This is a genomic window from Enterococcus mundtii (assembly GCF_002813755.1).
In the GTDB taxonomy this organism is placed as follows: Bacteria; Bacillota; Bacilli; order Lactobacillales; family Enterococcaceae; genus Enterococcus_B; species Enterococcus_B mundtii.
The window spans coordinates 2,750,487-2,769,886 of sequence record NZ_CP018061.1 but is presented as its reverse complement, the minus strand read 5'-3'; the positions used below and the strand labels follow the sequence as shown (position 1 = coordinate 2,769,886).

Here is a 19,400-nt window from a genome sequence, read left to right as displayed (position 1 = left end):
TAAACAGGCGTCACTGAGGAACAGGAGAGAAAAGAATGATAGCAAATGAAATAAAAATTTTGTTTTTTGGGAAGAAAAGTGAGTATCAATGGTTATTTGAGTCAAATGAATCGGAACGATTCCAACCGGGTAAAGACTATCAGGTACAAATGTTTGACGCATGTAATAATGAAATAGAGAAGTTGATCATTCAGTTTGTTAAGGAAAATAAACTACTTACATTAAAAGACTGGGAGGATTTTTCTGATAACTTACCTTTGTTACTATTTCCACAAAATGAAAAAAAATTAATTTATTTTTCTGAATACTATGAGTCAATGAATCGCTATCCTGAGAATCACTTAACAAACGTTTTTGAAGGAGCCATTCAAGCAGGAAATCTTCAGACAGATGGCCAAAGATTATTCTATACCAATGCTGTTGGAAATGAAATTTCAATCAATCTACTTAAGGAACATGGGTACAAGACGGCTCTAGATACGGCAATGAGTCATCAGCTAACTATTTTATTTTCTTTAAGTCATTTCAATCAAAGAGATATCAGCGATTACGATTTTTTAAACCGCTCTGAAACAGCTATTTTTCGCGAATCGATTCACTATATCTATCGAGAATTTTCGCAATTAAAAAATTTTAAAGAAAAGTTTCTTTTTATAAACAACATAGAAAGTGTGCCACCACCTTGGATTGATGGAAATTATATCAAAGATTGGCAAGCTTACATTAAGCAAGAAATTGACACGAAAAAGTCAGAATCAGAAACGAATCAAGAACCAAAAAATAATAGAAAAATATTATTTTTTGGTCATGAAAGCACCTGTGAATCGTTAGCTAAAACCCCTGAAATAGAGGAGAAACTCGTCAACAAGGACTATAAGGCGCATATGTTTGACGCTTGTAATAAAGCAATCGAAAAGTTGATCATGGGACATGTTGAGGAAGGGAAACTGATAACCAAGGAAGATTGGGAGATTTTTACTAATAAATTACCTTCTTTGTTGGAATCACAAAGCGAAAAGCTAGTACATGTACCTGAGTATCTTCGAACGATGGAGTTAGAGAGGGAAGATCAATTCAATCGATTAAATAAAATAATGGGAGTGTTTTTTACCAAAACATCACCCGGTAGTTTAAAAACAGATGGAAAAAAACTATATTATGAATTTTACTGTTATAAAGGTCATAAAATGAAAGCACCTGTAAAAGGGCTTGAAATACAAGCTTATGAGATTGCAGTGGATATGGCTATAAAAGAGAATATCCCGATTTATATTTCCTTAGATGGTATTGACCTGCGTGGAATATGTTTTAAACTTCAAAAACACAATGTGGATTTACTCCCTAAGAAGGTCCTTAAAAATGAGCTTTTGCTACGTGCACTCCGACAAATTTACCGGAATTATTCAGAACTAGGGGAGAAAGTTACTTTCTTTGAAAACGGAAAAAGAGTAGCTCCACCTTGGATCAAGGGCGCATTTGTTCTAGAGTGGCAAAGATATTTTGAGCGTAAAAAAAATAAACTGGAACAGAAAAACATCCCCTCTTCTCTGACAAAAGTAAACCGAATGAATAAATTAATACAGACAATTCATGACGAGAATATCATACAAACGGTCAAAAAAATGAGAAAAGATATGAATCCAGCCTTTCGGGAAAAAGTAGAAATGTTTGGCAAACAGGCAAGTGCGCTAAATGAACAGAGGATCAGACAACAAGCTCAAACAAAAGTAAGGAGACATTCCGTTCAGGTAGAAAAGTAAGAGGAATATCAATTTTCGTATTTACGTGTAAATGATTAAGTTTAAGAAAGTGGGATAGTGGAAGGGATACAGACAAAGTGTACCTTTTATGATTTGGGATGGATGAGCAGCGAAAACTATTTTACCAAGGTGTAATTTGAGAAAAGTGACACTGAAAGGATCTCCTAGTCTGACAGAACTAAACTCATCGGCATATGCCATTGATCACTACAATAAAGAGCTATATGAATGGATCGTTAGTAAAGTGTTGGAAAAAATTAAAACTGTAGAAGAGTTGCAAGGATTTGAGAAAGTGTGGCCTAGCTTATTAGCAGAAGAACATAAGTATCGACCGCATTGGAAAAGATACTGGCAGTGTATGCAATGGGACCCTAAAAATCGCTTGTTGAATAGATTCAAAAAAGTGGTGATTGAAAGACGATTATTCGTGGAAAAGGGCGCACTTTACTATCGCAACAAGTATAAAAAGAAAAAATATTTAATAAGCCTATCGAAAGAGAGTGTAAAAACAGTATTGAAATAGCCATCCACTATTCTAATCTTAGAATATATGTTGTACTAGACAAACTGAATATGCACAATATCTCTGAGAAAAATTGTTATGGACATTACGAAAGTGATTATACGTGTAAAGAATTGCGCTATATTTTTCGCTAGTAGGTTGCATTAAAAGAAATAGTCGTTTTTTTAGAATAAAAAATCGTTAAAGCACGACCTAATACAGTGCTTCGAAATGACCATCTCTCAATAACTTGAAAGCAAAGATTCATAAAAAAATGATTGAAAGGTGAGAAATCTAAAGAAAAAATCATTCACTTACTCTCACTTCAAAAAATACAGAGATAACCATATAAAAAAGCCAACTCATCATAAAAAAGGAAAGCTCATGATGAGTTGGCTTTTTAGTTGGTGTTAGCTGTCTAAATTAGAAAATCTGGATCTTCTATAAAGCAATCATTGTTCGATCAAGCGTTTTGCTATGTCATAGTCACCTTCATAAGGTTCATCTACGCCACCAACTTTTTGATACGCATCCACGCCTTTACCAGCAATCACAACAGAGTCTTCTGGATGGCTTTCTGCTAATGCTAGTTGGATCGCAGTGGGACGGTCCATTTCATAATGAACAGCAAGCGCTGTATTGGTGATTGCTGCGTGGATTTCTTCTGCAATTTTTTGTGGATCTTCAAAAGCAGGATCATCTGCAGTCAAGAAAACGATATCGGCTGTTTCTGACAAGACTTCTCCAAAGTCTTTTCTGCGGGAAATCGCTTTGTTTCCTGGACTTCCTAGAACGACGATCACACGACCATTGGGATGTTCACTTTTAGCAAATGCTAAAAGTGTTTTTAAACTTAAATAGTTATGGGCATAATCAACGTAAACATGGGCGCCGTTCTTATGGGTCAACTGATCCATGCGTCCCGGTACTCTAGCTTCTCTTAGGCCTTGTTGGGCATCGGTGATCGAGGCACCGACTAAAGTCGCCGCAATGATTGCGCTAGCTGCATTTTCTTGATTGAAGCCACCAGCTAATTTGATCTCATACTCCGCTTCAACAGGTAAATCAGAACCATGTGTGATCAATTGAAACGCCTGTGTTTGATTTTCTAAACTTTTCACTTGAACGTCTGTTGTATCTGCTCGTCCGTAAGTGATTGCAGGAATACCGTGGACTTGACCTGTTTCCACTAATAAATCAAAGTAATCACTCTCACGGTTTAAAATCACTTTTTTTGAATTTAAGATCAACTGTCGTTTGCAATAAAAGTAATCATCAAACGTAGGATGTTCGATCGGACTGATATGATCTGGAGAGATATTTAAGAAAATCCCAACATCTAAAGTTAGTCCATAAACACGTTGCGTCTTGTAGGCTTGAGAAGAAACCTCCATGACAAGATGTGTCATACCGTTTTCTACTGCTTCAGCCATCATGCGATACAAGTCAAGTGACTCTGGGGTCGTTAAATTCGATTTAAAAAAAGACTTGCCGTCTAATGTGGTATTCATTGTTGAAAAAAGGGCAGTTTTATAGTTAGTCGTATGGTCTAGAATGGCTTTTGTAAAGTATGCAGCGGTGGTTTTACCTTTAGTCCCAGTAAATCCGATGACTAGCATCTTGTTTTGTGGATAATCATAAAAAGCCATGGAAAGAATCGCCATTGCTTTGCGAATATCGGTCACGATTATGCCACATGCTTCATTCTCATAAGGTTCTTCGGCGACGTAGTAATTAAGCCCTTGAGCAATTGCGACAGTTAAATATTCTTCTTTAAAATTTAATCCTTTACAAAAAAATAATGTCTCAGCGTCGACCTGACGTGAGTCATAACTTAATTTCTTGAATACTCTATTTTCTGGAGCATAAAGATGCCACCCCTGTGGTGATACAAATTCTTTTAACAGATTTTCTTTTAACAATAAGTTGCGGATATCTTCTAAGGAGAAGCTCATTGAATCATCCCTCACTTTGTATTTATTTGGTTTATTATAGCATATTTTTTGTTACGTATTTTCAGGAACAGGTGATTTAAGTAAAAATGAAAGAAGATAGAATATGGAAAGTGGACAGGAACAAATGATTGGATACGAGAGAAACGGGCAGATTTCCATAATAAAAAAGTGGTATTCCAACAGGAAATAGTGCACAAAAAAACAATGAATGTAGTAAAGAAGTGTTCCATTGCTGATATCCAACAGCAGATCAAGCGAGATACGGAAATCTTACTAAGGAATCACTGATTGAAATAAAAAGAGAGAAGGTCTAAAAATGAATTCTGAAAAAATAAGCGGATTTAATGAGCAGTTATCAAAGAGAAATACTGTATCTAAAGAGAAACGAGAGCAATCTGAACGGAGCAGAGAGGTTGAATCTTTACATTCAAAAAATCATCTAGAGGATAGTTCAATGTATAGTATAGAATCTGACTCAATCTACTATAGTCTAGACGATAGCTATAGTTCACAAGATCATTTGATACCTAGGGAACAAGCCAAACAAGCGAGTCAAGACAGTGGGAAACAACTGGGAATGATGACCAGGGGGTGGAGAAATCTACTAGATTCTAAATTTTTAAATAGCGTAGCCTTAAATAAGGCGAAGGAAGAGTTCGGTGGAGGCAGAATCACGCAACATTCAGAAGAACGAACAAAAAAAACAGTCAACAGTGTTCCATCTTTAGGGAGAACCTCTCTACAGCTTAAATCAAAACGACGAAGAATTTTGTCATACATAGTTGAAAAAATCCAAAAAATAGGCAGGAGAACAAAGAGAAAAGAACCTAGAACAGTTGGGAATTGTTCGTTACCAAAGCCAAAAACGATCCAAAAAAATGAGAAGCAGTCCACTAAGATAATAAGGGATAGTCCAAGCTACTTGCCGCATAAACTTCGTTCGGCGAATGAAGCTGCCAAAACGGCAAATAACTTATTTTCAAAAAAAGAAAAGGCTGTGGTTTCTAAAGAACGAGGGTAAATCGTTTGGTCTCAGCTTTAACGTTTTAGTAGAAAAAACGTTAAAAGGACAGAAACAAACTAGGTCTGTCTGATAGTATCTGCAAGGCAAGTCTTAAATAAAAAAGAAAGAAGGAATAGAAAATGATTGATGAAGAAATACGTGAATTTGGGGAAAAGTTATTGAACAAAAAGGATCTATCGAAAGAGGAGAAGCTTATAGCCTTTAAATATATAGTTTCACATTATAATATACCAGAAGATGATGTAATAGCCAGACTAGAAAACAACTTTGTACGCAAAGAAGACTCATTTAATGAGGCGATAGATCAACCTCATCGTGAACAAAGATTCAGACCCCTAAAGCAAATCGGTCGAGCAATTCAGTTACTGTGGAGAAGAGCATGGGGAATGATAAGAGGCGATCGAAAGTCCGATAGAATTGCTTTAGAACAGGCGAAGAAGGCGCAAGTTGTCACTAAAAACAACAACGAACAACAATCGAAAGCAGGAATCAGTCGAAGCGACTTGACTACAAGTAGAACAAAACACGCAAACAAATTTGATGATGTAAAGGCTACAGAAGATTCGCCGCAGAGTCCACAAATGTCCAAAAAAACCATTGAGGCTGTGAAAGAGAGTCCGATATACTTCACACGTAAAATTCGTTCGGCGAATGAATTTGCACAGGCAGTAAACACCGCATTAACTAAAAAGGTAAATCATCCGATTTCCAAAGAACGAAGATAAACGTTTGGTCGGAGCGTGAAAGTCTAAGTAAAACAAAACCTTAAAAGGATGGTAGATGGTAAAGAGAATAATCTATCTTGTTTCAATCTAAAAATTGTTATTTAAATAAAAAATGGAAGAAGGAATAGGACAATGAATCCAGAAATCACTATGAATTCGATCATCCCATGTATCAACAAGTATAGGCGACAACGTGCAAAATATGATGTATATGAATTAATTAAATTAATACAAGAAGTAGAAACTAACCCTAAACTGCAAGAATTGTTAGCTAAAGAAGGAGGTCCGACTAAAGGGGAAGCAGCGTTAGACTATGTGTTAAATAAGATAGATCGTAAATTTGCAGAAGAACTAATTCCTAGCAAACGTTCATCTAAAAAGACTGTACCTACAAGCAAAATGTTTCCTATAAAATCAACGAATGATGGAAAGACAAGAGACGCTCTAGTTACCTCTGATCAAAATAGTAGAAAATTATATACTAAATTCGAAATAGAAGGTTTTAATAGAAAATGTGATTATGCAAAAAAAAATGCAACTGTTGTAAATAGCAACTTAGAAAAAAATGAAAAAGCGATGATTTCGAAAGAACGAAGATAGAGAACCAGTTCATCCTGTGAGTGAAATAAAACAGTGATTACGTAAAAACTACAACCGCTACAAAATAAAAAAAGCCGATAAAAAGATTGCTACTTTGTGGATTTACACTTAAAATATGAGTAATGTTTTGAAGAAAGTTGGAATCTGATCAATGACTAATCAAAGAAAACCAGCAGTAGAAAATTTGACAGTTCAAGAGAAAATGGCTAGAGGTTCTGCTTGGATGACTGCAAGTAATATGATCTCTCGATTACTTGGTGCGGTCTATATTATTCCTTGGTATGCTTGGATGGGCGAAAATGCAAAGGCTGCCAATGGATTATTCAATATGGGGTACAATATTTATGCGTTATTCTTAATGATTTCAACTGCAGGGATTCCAGCTGCCATTGCGAAACAAACCGCACGTTACAATTCATTGAATGAATACGGGACGTCTCACCGGTTGTTTCTAAGAGCAATGCAAATGATGGCTGTTTTAGGAGTGTTTTTTGCAGGATTTATGTATTTTGCCTCGCCTTGGTTAGCTCGTGCCTCTGGTGGTGGGGAAGAATTGATTCCAATCATGCGCTCATTAAGTGCAGCACTACTAGTGTTTCCTTGTATGAGTGTTATTCGAGGATACTTCCAAGGGAATCAGGAAATGATGCCTTATGCACTTTCGCAAATCGTTGAGCAGATTGCACGCGTTTTTTATCTGTTGCTTTCTACATTCATCATCATGAAAGTCCTGTCAGGTGACTACGTAACTGCGGTGACTCAATCGACTTTTGCAGCATTTATTGGGATGATCGTCAGCTTGGCAGTCTTATTATATTTTTTGAAAAAACATCAAGCGTATACAGCAGCTCGTGTGCAGTATAGTGAAAATCAAGTGACGATTGCCACGAAAGAATTGTTGTTGGATACGATCAAAGAAGCGATTCCTTTTATCATCGTAGGATCGGGGATCACGATTTTTAAATTAGTCGATCAATTTACATTTATTAAAATCATGTCGGATACCACTGAGTATTCCAATGCCCAATTATTGGATCTTTTTTCAATTTTCAGTGCGAATCCTGACAAGTTGACAATGGTCGTCATTGCTTTAGCGACGTCGATTGCTGCGACAGGCTTACCTTTGATCACGGAAGCGGTAACGATCAAGGATCGTCGTGGACTAGCAAAATTAACAAGCAGTAATTTACAGTTGTTTTCCTTTATTATGTTTCCTGCAACGTGTGGAGTGATGCTCTTGGCATACCCTTTGAATACTTTATTTTATACACCAGATCAACTAGGAAGCCAAGTATTGATCCAAGCAAGTTTTGTCGGTCTTTTTCTAGGACTTTATATGCTTGTATCGAATATGCTCCAAGGGATGTTTGAAAATAAAGCGGCGATCCAATACTTACTGGTTGGGTTTCTCGTAAAATTAGTCTTGCAGTATCCAGCAATCCGTATTTTTGAAGTGTATGGACCATTGCTCGCAACGATGATTGGATTTATCATTTCTTGTTCGTTGATACTAAAGAAAATCCATCAAGTGGCTCGCTTCAATCGGAAATTTGTATGGCGCCGCACCTTATTGATTTTTATTCTTACTCTGTTGATGCTCCTTGCAGCTGGGCTGACGAAAATGATTTTTGGGATGTTCTTGAACCAAGACAGTAAGTTCCAATCACTAATATTAATTGTTTTAGTCGCTGGAGTGGGTGGTTTGGTTTATACGTATCTGGCACTTAAGCTTCGTCTCGCAGATAAGTTATTAGGTCGTCAAGGGATGATTCGCTTACGCCGACGTTTGCGCATCAAATAAGACAGGCATTGCTTGAAAAGGGGACAATCACATGCGTTTAGATAAATTTTTAGCTGACATCGGTCTTGGCAGCCGCAAAGAAGTCAAAGGGCTAATCAAAAATGGCTTGATCACAGTCAATGGAAACTGTATTAAAAGTGATAAATATCAAGTGAAAGAAACCGAAGACACGGTGATGTATCTAGATGAATCCTTACATTATCAAAAAGATTTTTATTATATCTTGAATAAACCTGCCGGCGTAGTTTCAGCAACTCAAGATAATCATGATCAAACCGTCATCGACTTACTTTCTGATGAAGATTTTCGGGAAGATTTATTTCCAGTCGGTCGGTTAGATAAAGATACAGAAGGATTGTTGATCCTGACCAATGATGGACAGTTTTCACATCAATTACTCTCTCCTAAAAAACACGTAGAAAAAGAATACTTGGCAGAGGTCAAAGGTGTGATGACGAAAGCAGATGTGTCAGCCTTTGCAGAAGGGTTACTCATTGATGGAGAGGAACAGACCCTGCCTGCAAAACTGTTCATTGACTCAGTCGATGAAAAAACAAACACTTCTCGTATCCGCTTGATCTTACATGAAGGCAAATTCCATCAAGTGAAACGGATGGTAAAAGCCGTTGGAAAAGAAGTCACTTACTTGAAACGGATACGTATGGGGAATTTTCTTCTGCCAGAAGATTTAATTCTAGGAGAGTATCGCCAAATGACACCAGATGAATTGGCACAAGTAAGAAGTAAATAGAGCCTGAAACACAGCTTATAGGATTGGGGTATACTACTCAATCCTATAAGCTTTTTGTTTAGGGCTGACAAAGAAGTGTATAGTGGAAAGTCTAAACACAAGAAGGAACTAAAAAGTAATTTCCATATACGATTATGATGTTAAATCAACCAATTATGACGGATAAAACAAAATAATAAATATATAATGTATTATACTCAGTGTATAAATCATTTGAATTTTTTATTAACTAAAAATATTAATTATGTAATTTGCTCAAATAATATTTTAGGAAATATTATGCTCTATTATATTTCTATTTTCCCAAAATGGGAGGTACATAACGAATGAAAAAAAGCTGTTTTAAAAGTTTATTTAGTTTATAACCAGGAATAATAATTTATTTATGTGAGATGGTAGTTCAGAGAAAATATCTATAGGTAGGTTCTATGTCAATATTTCAAAACAAGGCAGAGGGGAAGTATGAAAAAGAATAATTTCATCTTGATGGATAATCTTGGAGTGGAACATAAAAACAATAAAGTATTAAAAAATATAAATATGCAAATTGAACATGGAGAATTTGTATTTTTGATAGGAGAAAGTGGCTCGGGAAAAACCACTTTAATTGAGTTGATTCAAGGGAGACGAATGTATAATACGGGTAGCTTGAAAATCAAGGATAAAGAATTATGTCAATATAACTATATCGAATTACAAAATTTAAGGGAAATGATGGGGGTAGTTTTTCAAGACACAAGATTGATTGAAGAGTGGACAGTATTTGAAAATATAGCTTATAAATTGGAATATTTAGGTTATCCATTCTCATTGATACAGTCGAAAGTTGAGGAAGTTACAGCAGATCTAAAAATAGATCAATGTATAAAAAATTTACCTAGAAATTTATCTGGTGGTGAAAGACAACGTGTGAATATTGCCAGAGCAATCGTTGCGAATCCCCAAATTATTATTGCTGATGAACCGACAGCTAATTTAGATAAGGCAAATGCAAAAATAGTATTTGAGTTATTGAAAAAAAAGAATAAAATAGGCTCTACGATTATTATGTCTACTCACGATCCTAACTTTATAAAAGAATCTGAATTTAGAATCATTAAGTTAACTAAAGGAGAGAAGGTATATGATCAATGTGGGTCCAACTATTTTATCTAACCTATATCTTGTTAGGAGAAGTATTAAAAGCGCATACAAAGTAGGGATTAGATATGTTGTTTCGATTACTATTATTGGCATCCTATTTTTTGAGTGTGTCTTTTTGCAATTGTATTTACAAAGGTTTATTCAAATCATGGAACAAGAAATAATGAGTAGCAATTTAAAGTCGGCACAACTAAGTTTAGATGGAAATCAGTTTTTAATTATGCAAATTTCTTTTGGAAGGGATATTTTATCCTTTTTAATAGTGATAATTAGCATATATATATTATTTGACTTTAGAAATAAAATTTTACTAATCAAGGTAATTGATAGAACAGATGTTGAAACAAAAATATATTTGGGAATCCAACCTAAATATGTATTGAGAGAATTATTACTAAAAATTTTTTTTATCTACATAATTGGATTAAGTCTTAGCTATATCATTTGTATCTTTCTAAATATGAAACTATTTTCTTTATTCAATTCTATTTTGCCTTATGATTTACAAGGACATCATAGAAACTCGATTTTCTTTTCAATGTTTTTTTTTATGTTAATACTTTCTATAGTGTTAGTATTCTACACTATTATAATAGAGTTTATTAGTATTCAGAGATTTAAGAGAACCTTTTCACTGTATTAGTACTAATACAGTGAAAAGGTTTCATAAATATTATTGTTTTTTTTTGTACATGTGTAATCAGTTTTATTACGGAGTTCTTTTTTTCACATTCTCACCAAATAAAAGTATAGATTTATAAAAATATGCGTATGTAGAGCAAATAAACTGACTTAATTATTATCCAACCACAGTCATACATTATTATGTAAGCATCCAACAGCAAAGTACATAAAAGTTTTTCTAACTGCATTTAAACTAAAAATAGATAGAGCAATAGAAACAAAACCTACTTATAGGATTCAGGAACGTGTTCCTAAATCCTGTAAGTAGGTTTTGTTTATTTATTGAAATCATTATAGATGGCAACCTAAAACAGCTATTTTTCGTTTTTCTGTCTCACGCCTCAGATCAAAATGATTCTTTTACAATCTTCTCTATAATTTGTTTCATTTTCCCTATGATTTGTTCATTTATTATATCTTTTGAAAGCGCTATAATGACAGTGCGAATGAGGTGAAAGGAGTTTTTATATGAGAAAAAGGAAGGGGTTAAAAGGTTTTTTTGGGAATTTATGGCGTTATAAGGCGCTTGTTTTGATGGCGATCCCTGGGATGATCTGGATGATTTTTTTCTTTTACATCCCGGTATTAGCAAATGTCGTTGCGTTTAAAAATTTCCATATTTCTGCGGATGGCTTTCTTGCCAGTTTAAGAGAGAGCCCATGGGTTGGATTGGAGAATTTCAAATTTTTATTTTCTTCTGATCAAGCCTTTCTGATTACTAAAAATACGATTTTATATAATGTGACATTTATTTTACTGAATCTTTTGATATCTGTCGTGTTTGCAATCATTATGAGTGAATTGCGAAATAAACGATTGGTAAAAGTATACCAGACCATGTCATTGCTGCCCTATTTCCTTTCTTGGGTCATCATTAGTTACTTTGTCTATGCGTTTTTAAGTCCAGATAAAGGGATCTTTAATCAATGGCTGGCAGCAAGTGGGAGAGAAACAATCAATTGGTATAATGATCCTAAATATTGGCCGTTTATTTTAGTCTTTATTGGAACATGGAAAGGGATCGGCTATAACAGTATCATCTATTTTGCTTCAGTTATGGGAATCGATCCGACGTATTACGAGGCAGCGATGGTGGATGGCGCAAGCAAGTGGCAACAAATCAAACATGTGACGATTCCACAATTGATCCCTCTGATGACGATCTTGACGATATTAGCAGTTGGAAATATTTTCCGAGCGGACTTTGGTTTGTTCTACAATATCCCAAGAAATTCCGGAGCGCTTTATGAAGTGACACAAGTTTTAGATACTTATATCTATAATGGGCTGACATCCACTGGCGACTTTGGTATGACGGCCGCAGCTGGGCTGTATCAATCGGTCGTCGGCTTTGTTTTATTAATGATCACCAATACGATTGCTCGTCGTTTTGACAGCGAATCGGCATTGTTCTAAGGAGGAGAAAAATGAATAAAAAGAAAGTTCAACGAGTAGAGATTCGCTCGTTTAGTCAAACCACCAACTTTTTCTCCAATATTTTGATTGCACTTTTTGCTTTTTCTTGTGTATTACCATTTATTTTTGTAATTGCGATCTCTTTTACAGATGAATCCATTTTGTCCACGCAAGGGTATAGTTTCTGGCCTAAAACACTTAGTACATTTGGATATACTTTTTTGTTTGACCAGATGCAAAACAAAATTTTTCAGGCTCTTTTCGTCACTGTTCTTGTGACAGTAGTAGGAACGTTGATCAATAGTACAGCAACTTCTTTATATGCTTATGCTATTTCTCGATCCAACTTTCCATTTCGTCGTTTCTTTACAGTCTTTTGTTTGATTACGATGTTGTTCTCACCAGGGATGGTTGCGAACTACTTAGTGATGACGAATTTATTACAACTGAAAGATACGATTTGGGCATTGATTTTACCGATGGCGGTCAGTCCGTTCAATATTATCGTGATGCGAACATTCTTTAAACGTTCGGTGTCTGATTCGATCATTGAATCTGCTAGGATAGATGGGGCGAGTGAACTTCGGATTTTTGTACAAATCGTCTTACCTTTAGCGATTCCAGGAATTGCGACAATTAGTTTATTTGCAGCCTTAGGTTATTGGAATGACTGGTTCAATGCGTTGCTGTATATCCAAAACGATAATCTCGTACCATTGCAATATTTATTGATGAAGATTCAAAGCAATATCCAATATCTTACTCAAAATGCTGGAGCAGGTAGTCAGTTAGCCGGCGGTCTTGCTTCTGTTCCTGGAGAGTCTGCTCGTATGGCAATCGTTGTTATCTCAACATTACCGATTGCGATCAGCTATCCATTTTTCCAAAAATATTTTGTTAAAGGGTTAACGATTGGCGGCGTCAAAGAATAAAGCACTAAAATAGGAGGAAAAAGATATGAAGTTATGGAAAAAATTAGCTTTTACAGGATTCTCAGCACTAACAGCAATCAGTTTAGCAGCTTGTGGGGGCGGGTCAGGTGACAAGGACGATGCAGCGGCCAGTGATACAACGACATTACAAATGTACCAGATCGGTGACAAACCAGATAACCTTGACCAGCTGCTGGAAGTCGCGAATAAACGTATTGAAGAAAAAATTGGTGTAAAAGTCAATATCAATTACATTGGTTGGGGTGACTATGAGAAGAAGATGAACGTGATCATCTCATCTGGTGAAAATTACGATATTGCTTTTGCCAACAACTACGTATCAAATGCACAAAAAGGCGCATTTGCAGATTTGACTGAATTAGCTCCTGAGTATGGAAAAGAAGCGTATGATTCTTTGGATGAAGCATATATCAAAGGTAATCTGGTCAATGGGAAATTATATGCGTTCCCAGTAAACGGCAATGTCTTTGCACAACAAGTGTTGACCTTCAATAAGCCACTATTAGATAAATACAATTTATCGATTGATGGTATTGAAACGTATGCAGATGCAGAAAAAGTTTTACAAGAGTTCCATAAAAAAGAACCGAATACAGCGGCTTTTGCCATTGGTCAAGGATTTAAAGTACAAGGTGATTTTGATTATCCACTAGGAAATACTTTGCCATTTGCGGTTGATTTGAATGGTGACAAAACAAAAATTATCAACCAATATGACAACGAAAATTACATTGAACTGTTACGGACGATGCATAGTTGGTATGATCAAGGATTGATCCCTAGTGATGCAGCGACTAGTAACAAAGATTATCCGTTAGAAGGTAATACATGGTTGATGCGTGGAGAAACACAAGGACCATACGATTACGGCGATACGATTTTAACAAATGCTGCAAATCAAGAATTAGTGTCTAAACCGATCACGGTTCCGTTGAAATCAACAGGACAAGCACAAATGGCAAATTTTGTTGTCTCTAATACGTCAAAAAACAAAGAGAAATCAGTAGAGTTCTTAGCGTTATTGAATAGCGATCCTGAATTACTTAACGGCTTGGTTTGGGGGATTGAAGGAGAAGCATGGGAAAAAGTTGGCGATGACAAAGTGAAATTATTAGACGGATATCAGCCAAAAACTCACATGTCTGCTTGGAATACCGGTAATAATAAAATTCTTTACACACAAGATACGATTACCGATGAAATGATTGCTAAAAGAGATCAATCGATTGCAGAAGCTGAAACTTCTCCAATCTTAGGCTTCAGCTTTAATACAGACAGTGTAAAAACTGAATTGAGTAATATCTCAAATGTCATGAATCAATACCTTGATGGGTTGAACACTGGAACTGTCGATCCAGATGAAACCTTACCAAAACTAATGGATGCCTTAGATAAAGCTGGATACGACAAAGTACTGACAGAAATGCAAAAACAATATGATACATTCCGACAAGAAAACGATTAATCCATACTGAGGTTGTGACGGAAGTGTCTAGCTCCGATAAATAAGGCGGAATCCACGGAAATTGCTCTTGAATTTTTGTGGATTTCGTCTTATTTCCGAAGGAGTTACTTCTAGCTGATGACCGAAGATGTGCTTCTTGAACACCATTTATTTGGTTTTAGATATTCCAATATGCTCAAGGTTACAGTATGTTTTTGTATAATAGGATATGATGAAGAATAAAGGGGGAAAGTCCTGTGTTAGGTAGAGCATTGGAAACAGTATTCATACGCGTATGGGTCATCATGAAATTGACATTGTATTTTTGGGGCTTAGCTGTGTGTGGCGGCGTCGTTTTAGGAATCGGGCCAGCTTGGAAAGTTGTCAATGAACAGTTTTATCTCCATGGCTTCGAATATAAAGACATCACGATCAGCGAAAGTTGGCAGATGTTCAAACAGTCCTTCGTGCGAGGAAATCAATTGTTTGGTCTTTTTTCGGCTTGTCTTTTTTTGCTTAGTTATAACTTGTATTTATCTGTTCAGATTCAAGGGATTCTTTTCTTAGTGATTGATTTTATTATACTGTTTAGCATGTTGTACGCTTATGCGACGTATCAATATAGTATGATCTTAGATAGTGGCTATCAAATGACTTTAAGAAATCTACTGAAGTTGAGTTTAATTTCCAGTTTCGCAAGTTTTTCAACTTTCTTAAAAATCATCCTTGGCAGTGGTCTGATTCTTTGGGTGACGTGGAATTATAAAGGGTTGATTTTATTTGGTTTGATTGGGTTACTTACAGTTTGGAACGGAACGATCACCAAACAATGGCGGGAAAATCTGGACTTGCAGTTGGAAACATATGAATAGGTTAGATTTTATCTTTTCAAAAGGAACGTTGTTAAACCGTTTATTGCGTAAATATGCCATCATGATGATTGCTTTGACGATGATTGCAACGATCATCATCAGCGTGCATACATTCATCCAAAGACAAATCCAAGCACAACAAGTAGTGAATGAAGCAGTTCAAAGTACGTTGCGAACGCTTAGTGATAAAACAACGTTAAGTAAAGTGATCAAAGATCAATTTGTAGGGGATTCAGATAAAATCGAGAATACCACCACTTATTTAACTAAACCGATCGATCAATATTTGATGTATGCGTACGACCGACAACGACAATCTGCTGATTTTCTTTCATTCCCTAACGTAGTTCGTGATATGTATGTCAATTATGAAGAGGTAAGTAGTGTGTACCTTGTGTTCAACCAATTACCAGAATATTTTGAGTCCACTAGAGAGAACAAAGGCGGGACAGTCAAGAAGGGAACGCCACAATTAAAACAGGCTTTTTATATCAAAATGACGATTACACAAGGTGGCGCAGAAATTGGCAGTATGTTTGTAGGTTTTGATAAAGATGAACTTGATGCAGCGCTAACGAATTTAAATACGTTTAAGGGGTTATCTCTTTACATGATTTCCGGAACGAGTAATCGGCTGTATACATTTCATGATCGAGCACTGGGCAAAGAACGAATCTTTGAGCAAGAAAAGTTGATCAGTCAGACCCTACAAGCAGATTCTACATTACCAGTAGAGAAATTAGAAAAATCGAATTTTATCCAATCGCAAGAGGTGTCCGACGATTATCGTATTTTAGCCACATTGGATAAGCGTACGGTTCGCCAAGTAACAGAAAAAAGTTTAGCACCGTTGATTATTGGCGTCATTTTATTGGATGGGTTATTGCTTTTATTTTTATACAAGACGTTCAAACGTTACTCTCAACAAATCGATCGTGTCATGGAAGCTATGGATGAAGTGGCTAGAGGGAATTTAGATACTCGTGTGGATACTAGTATCACTGAATACGAGCTAAAAGACCTATCAGTTGGAATCAATGAAATGCTAGGCAGTATCAATCAGTATGTGGAAGATATCTACAAATTAGAAATCAAACAACAAGATGCGCACATGCGCGCATTACAAGCGCAAATCAATCCGCATTTTCTATACAACACATTGGAATATATTCGAATGTATGCCATCAGTGAAGGCAGTGAAGAACTAGCAGATGTTGTCTATGCTTTCTCTGCATTATTACGTAATAACACCAATCAAGAAAAGACGATTCATTTAAAAGAAGAATTGGATTTTTGTGAGAAGTATGTGTACCTCTATCAAATGCGTTATCCTAGTCGCATCGCTTATCATTTCACGATCGAATCATCATTGGAAGAGATTGAAGTACCGAAATTTATCATCCAGCCATTAGTAGAAAATTATTTTAAACATGGCGTTGATTTTACTCGTTTTGATAACGCATTGAGTGTAAAAGTATTTGAAGAAAATGGACTTGTTCATCTTTTGATCCGTGATAATGGCAAAGGAATCACAGAAGAGCGACTAGCTGAAATCAGCGCACAGTTGGCGCAAAGTAAAGTAAAACTCAGTGGATCGATCGGCTTACAAAATGTCAATGAACGGTTACGTGCTAGTTTTGGACCGAGTTATCAGATGACCCTAGCTAGAAATGCAACTGGTGGATTAACGATCCATATTACTTTTAAAATAAAAAGGGGAGCTGCTGATGTCTTATAATGTACTACTAGTTGATGATGAATATATGATCTTGGCTGGCTTACAAAAAATCATCAATTGGCAAAATTTAGGATTTAACGTTGTTGCTACTGCAGAAAATGCTATGCAGGGACTATCGATTTTAGAGACGCAGCCAATTGATCTAGTCGTCACAGATGTAACGATGCCTGAGATGAATGGATTAGAATTTATTGAAGCTGCTCAAAAAGAACATCTTTTTGAATTTATGATCTTATCGGGCTATCAAGAATTTGATTATCTAAAAAGCGGGATGCGGTTAGGCGCTGTTAATTATTTGATGAAACCTGTCAATAAAGCAGAACTGATTACTAGTCTTGAAACCGTCAAGAAACGCTTGGATCATCGAAGACAACAAAAAAACCAACAAGAAGTGTACCAAGAAATTCTATTTAGCCAATGGTTGAATGATGAATTGGATGAACCTAGTGAAGAAGAACTATTAGAAAAACTAGGCAAGCGTCAGCGACGTGTCTTACTTGCACAAGTACCTAGACAGGCTGAAACGACAATCAGTCAGTGGCTAACAAAAAGAAAAGAACCTTTTTATTACCAACGGAATTATGGAGAACTTGTTTTATTTGTTTTGTTGCTTCAGGAAGAGGCAGTAGAGCGGTTTAGCTATTTTGTCGAACAGTCGCTGATGTGTGAGAATTGGCTGATCAGTATTGGGGATGAATCTTGTGATCCGGAAACGATACCGCAAAGCTTCCAGCATGCTAAAGATAATTTACAACTACATCAATTCTATGGGGATCGAAATCAACGTATTTTTTATGCCGAACAAGCAGGAATCAAACAATCAATTGATTTTGTATCATTTAGTCGTGTGTTGAAAAGTGGTCAGTTAGCGGTCGCGCAACAAATGATCTCTGACTTTTTTGAGCAATTCCAACAGGCGGTCATGTCGCCTGAAGACATCCGTCATTTCAGTTTTTTATTATTTATGGATATCCATCGTGAGCTGATCCGTTTAGAAGATGATGAATATTTAACAGGCATCCAAAAAATCAATCAAGCAAAATCTGTCCAAGAGTTGCATCAACTCCTATTATCTTTATTGGAAAATCAGCATAATCAAAAATATAGTCAAAATGTCGAAAAAGTTCTTCAAATCTTACATGAGAAATATAAAGAACCGTTAACCTTGAAAGAAGTCGCAGAACATTTGCATCTGAATGTCATGTATCTAGGACAACTGTTTAAAAAAGAAACTAAAAAAAGCTTCTCTGCGTACTTGAATCACTTAAGAATGGAACAAGCAAAATGGTTGCTGATCCATAGTAATCAAAATATCAATGAGATCTCTAATGAAATCGGCTATAATAATACGACCTATTTTTCAAAATTATTCAAAAAAATCGTCGGACAGTCGCCTTCAGAATACCGAGAAAATCAAGGTCAAACAGAAGGAAGTTTCATCTAAATAAAAAACAGAGATCGTGAGATTTAATATCTCGTTATCTCTGTTTTTATATGATTGAATTAGTAAAAAACAATCATATAAAAAAACAAAAAATATAAAATATGTGATGGGTTCTATGTTAAAATGGACGATGTAGATTGTTTATGATGGTAGCTACTCAGGGGGTGATGCGTATGAGCATTTTCCTACTTCAACGAAGGGAGTAGCCATTTTGTCTGTTGCGGAAGCGCCGACATTGATGATCCAGTTCGGATCGTTGATGCTTGCGCTTGTTGGCATTATGCTGACAATCAGCAAAAAAGATAAAAAATAACCACGTCATAAACCTTAGCGAGATTTAACGGGGAATTTCCAAATAATTTTGCTACCGTCATGCGGCTACATTGAAGTGATGTTGACGCATCACTTCTTTTCTTTAGTATAGCATCTTAACGAGTCATCTGTAAATAATGAGTCATGAATAAAAAATCATTTGAGTAAGGTAAATAAAAAAACAGAGGGTATGCGAACGTAGCTCTCTTATCTTCTTTTTTTATATGGTTGAATAGGTGGAAACAATCATATAAAAAAACGTAAAAACAAAATGTT

General features: G+C 35.8%; 16 protein-coding genes. 15 read left to right on the top strand and 1 reads right to left on the bottom strand.

Annotated elements, in window-relative coordinates; all coding sequences use genetic code 11:
- Nucleotides 1–35 precede the first annotated feature (35 nt).
- The gene (locus EM4838_RS12935; RefSeq protein WP_071867528.1) at nt 36–1,760 is read left to right on the top strand and encodes a hypothetical protein; all 1,725 of its coding nucleotides are present in this window, start codon (nt 36–38) and stop codon (nt 1,758–1,760) included.
- 145 nt (nt 1,761–1,905) lie between these two features.
- On the top strand, nt 1,906–2,283 hold the full coding sequence (locus EM4838_RS12930; protein ID WP_071867529.1) for a hypothetical protein: 378 nt from the start codon (nt 1,906–1,908) through the stop codon (nt 2,281–2,283).
- Between the two features lie 431 nt (nt 2,284–2,714).
- On the opposite strand, the gene EM4838_RS12925 is transcribed toward EM4838_RS12930, so the two are convergent.
- Nucleotides 2,715–4,217 carry a UDP-N-acetylmuramoyl-L-alanyl-D-glutamate--L-lysine ligase gene (locus EM4838_RS12925; RefSeq protein ID WP_071867530.1) on the bottom strand — a complete coding sequence of 501 codons (1,503 nt, stop codon included), beginning with the start codon at nt 4,215–4,217 and terminating at the stop codon, nt 2,715–2,717.
- 454 nt (nt 4,218–4,671) lie between these two features.
- On the opposite strand from EM4838_RS12925, the gene EM4838_RS12920 reads away from it, so the two are divergent.
- The 13 genes from EM4838_RS12920 to EM4838_RS16905 all read left to right on the top strand — a co-directional run bounded on the left by EM4838_RS12920 (nt 4,672) and on the right by EM4838_RS16905 (nt 19,125).
- Nucleotides 4,672–5,238 (top strand): hypothetical protein, encoded by a 567-nt coding sequence (locus tag EM4838_RS12920; protein ID WP_139843993.1) that lies wholly within the window; start codon nt 4,672–4,674, stop codon nt 5,236–5,238.
- 122 nt (nt 5,239–5,360) lie between these two features.
- Nucleotides 5,361–5,966: a hypothetical protein gene (locus EM4838_RS12915; RefSeq protein WP_071867532.1), complete on the top strand. Its 606-nt coding sequence runs from the start codon at nt 5,361–5,363 to the stop codon at nt 5,964–5,966.
- 132 nt (nt 5,967–6,098) lie between these two features.
- Nucleotides 6,099–6,566: a hypothetical protein gene (locus EM4838_RS12910; protein ID WP_071867533.1), complete on the top strand. Its 468-nt coding sequence runs from the start codon at nt 6,099–6,101 to the stop codon at nt 6,564–6,566.
- A gap of 151 nt (nt 6,567–6,717) precedes the next feature.
- Nucleotides 6,718–8,367 (top strand): putative polysaccharide biosynthesis protein, encoded by a 1,650-nt coding sequence (locus tag EM4838_RS12905; RefSeq protein WP_071867534.1) that lies wholly within the window; start codon nt 6,718–6,720, stop codon nt 8,365–8,367.
- A 31-nt stretch (nt 8,368–8,398) separates the two neighbouring features.
- On the top strand, nt 8,399–9,118 hold the full coding sequence (locus EM4838_RS12900; RefSeq protein WP_071867535.1) for a pseudouridine synthase: 720 nt from the start codon (nt 8,399–8,401) through the stop codon (nt 9,116–9,118).
- A gap of 462 nt (nt 9,119–9,580) precedes the next feature.
- Nucleotides 9,581–10,273, top strand: a complete 693-nt coding sequence (locus EM4838_RS12895; RefSeq protein WP_081367455.1) for a cell division ATP-binding protein FtsE — start codon at nt 9,581–9,583, stop codon at nt 10,271–10,273.
- 1,140 nt (nt 10,274–11,413) lie between these two features.
- Nucleotides 11,414–12,361 (top strand): ABC transporter permease, encoded by a 948-nt coding sequence (locus EM4838_RS12885; RefSeq protein ID WP_034689760.1) that lies wholly within the window; start codon nt 11,414–11,416, stop codon nt 12,359–12,361.
- Nucleotides 12,362–12,372: 11 nt separating this feature from the next.
- A complete protein-coding gene (locus EM4838_RS12880; protein ID WP_071867537.1) occupies nt 12,373–13,293 on the top strand; it encodes a carbohydrate ABC transporter permease in 921 nt (306 codons plus the stop codon).
- Between the two features lie 25 nt (nt 13,294–13,318).
- Nucleotides 13,319–14,779: an ABC transporter substrate-binding protein gene (locus EM4838_RS12875; protein WP_071867538.1), complete on the top strand. Its 1,461-nt coding sequence runs from the start codon at nt 13,319–13,321 to the stop codon at nt 14,777–14,779.
- Nucleotides 14,780–15,015: 236 nt separating this feature from the next.
- On the top strand, nt 15,016–15,630 hold the full coding sequence (locus EM4838_RS12870; RefSeq protein WP_065095929.1) for a YesL family protein: 615 nt from the start codon (nt 15,016–15,018) through the stop codon (nt 15,628–15,630).
- Nucleotides 15,623–17,368, top strand: coding sequence for a sensor histidine kinase (locus tag EM4838_RS12865; RefSeq protein WP_071867539.1), 1,746 nt, complete (start codon nt 15,623–15,625; stop codon nt 17,366–17,368). Before EM4838_RS12870 ends, EM4838_RS12865 begins: the two co-directional genes overlap by 8 nt.
- Nucleotides 17,358–18,812: a response regulator transcription factor gene (locus EM4838_RS12860; RefSeq protein ID WP_071867540.1), complete on the top strand. Its 1,455-nt coding sequence runs from the start codon at nt 17,358–17,360 to the stop codon at nt 18,810–18,812. Before EM4838_RS12865 ends, EM4838_RS12860 begins: the two co-directional genes overlap by 11 nt.
- Before the next feature lie 211 nt (nt 18,813–19,023).
- A complete protein-coding gene (locus tag EM4838_RS16905) occupies nt 19,024–19,125 on the top strand; it encodes a putative holin-like toxin (protein ID WP_219908715.1) in 102 nt (33 codons plus the stop codon).
- The last annotated feature ends 275 nt before the right edge of the window (nt 19,126–19,400 follow it).

Coding starts and splice junctions, on each gene's coding strand:
- EM4838_RS12935 (WP_071867528.1), top strand. CDS start 36: ATGATAGCAAATGAAATAAAAATTTTGTTTTTTGGGAAGAAAAGTGAG.
- EM4838_RS12925 (WP_071867530.1), bottom strand. CDS start 4,217: ATGAGCTTCTCCTTAGAAGATATCCGCAACTTATTGTTAAAAGAAAAT.
- EM4838_RS12920 (WP_139843993.1), top strand. CDS start 4,672: ATGTATAGTATAGAATCTGACTCAATCTACTATAGTCTAGACGATAGC.
- EM4838_RS12915 (WP_071867532.1), top strand. CDS start 5,361: ATGATTGATGAAGAAATACGTGAATTTGGGGAAAAGTTATTGAACAAA.
- EM4838_RS12910 (WP_071867533.1), top strand. CDS start 6,099: ATGAATCCAGAAATCACTATGAATTCGATCATCCCATGTATCAACAAG.
- EM4838_RS12905 (WP_071867534.1), top strand. CDS start 6,718: ATGACTAATCAAAGAAAACCAGCAGTAGAAAATTTGACAGTTCAAGAG.
- EM4838_RS12900 (WP_071867535.1), top strand. CDS start 8,399: ATGCGTTTAGATAAATTTTTAGCTGACATCGGTCTTGGCAGCCGCAAA.
- EM4838_RS12895 (WP_081367455.1), top strand. CDS start 9,581: ATGAAAAAGAATAATTTCATCTTGATGGATAATCTTGGAGTGGAACAT.
- EM4838_RS12885 (WP_034689760.1), top strand. CDS start 11,414: ATGAGAAAAAGGAAGGGGTTAAAAGGTTTTTTTGGGAATTTATGGCGT.
- EM4838_RS12880 (WP_071867537.1), top strand. CDS start 12,373: ATGAATAAAAAGAAAGTTCAACGAGTAGAGATTCGCTCGTTTAGTCAA.
- EM4838_RS12875 (WP_071867538.1), top strand. CDS start 13,319: ATGAAGTTATGGAAAAAATTAGCTTTTACAGGATTCTCAGCACTAACA.
- EM4838_RS12865 (WP_071867539.1), top strand. CDS start 15,623: ATGAATAGGTTAGATTTTATCTTTTCAAAAGGAACGTTGTTAAACCGT.
- EM4838_RS12860 (WP_071867540.1), top strand. CDS start 17,358: ATGTCTTATAATGTACTACTAGTTGATGATGAATATATGATCTTGGCT.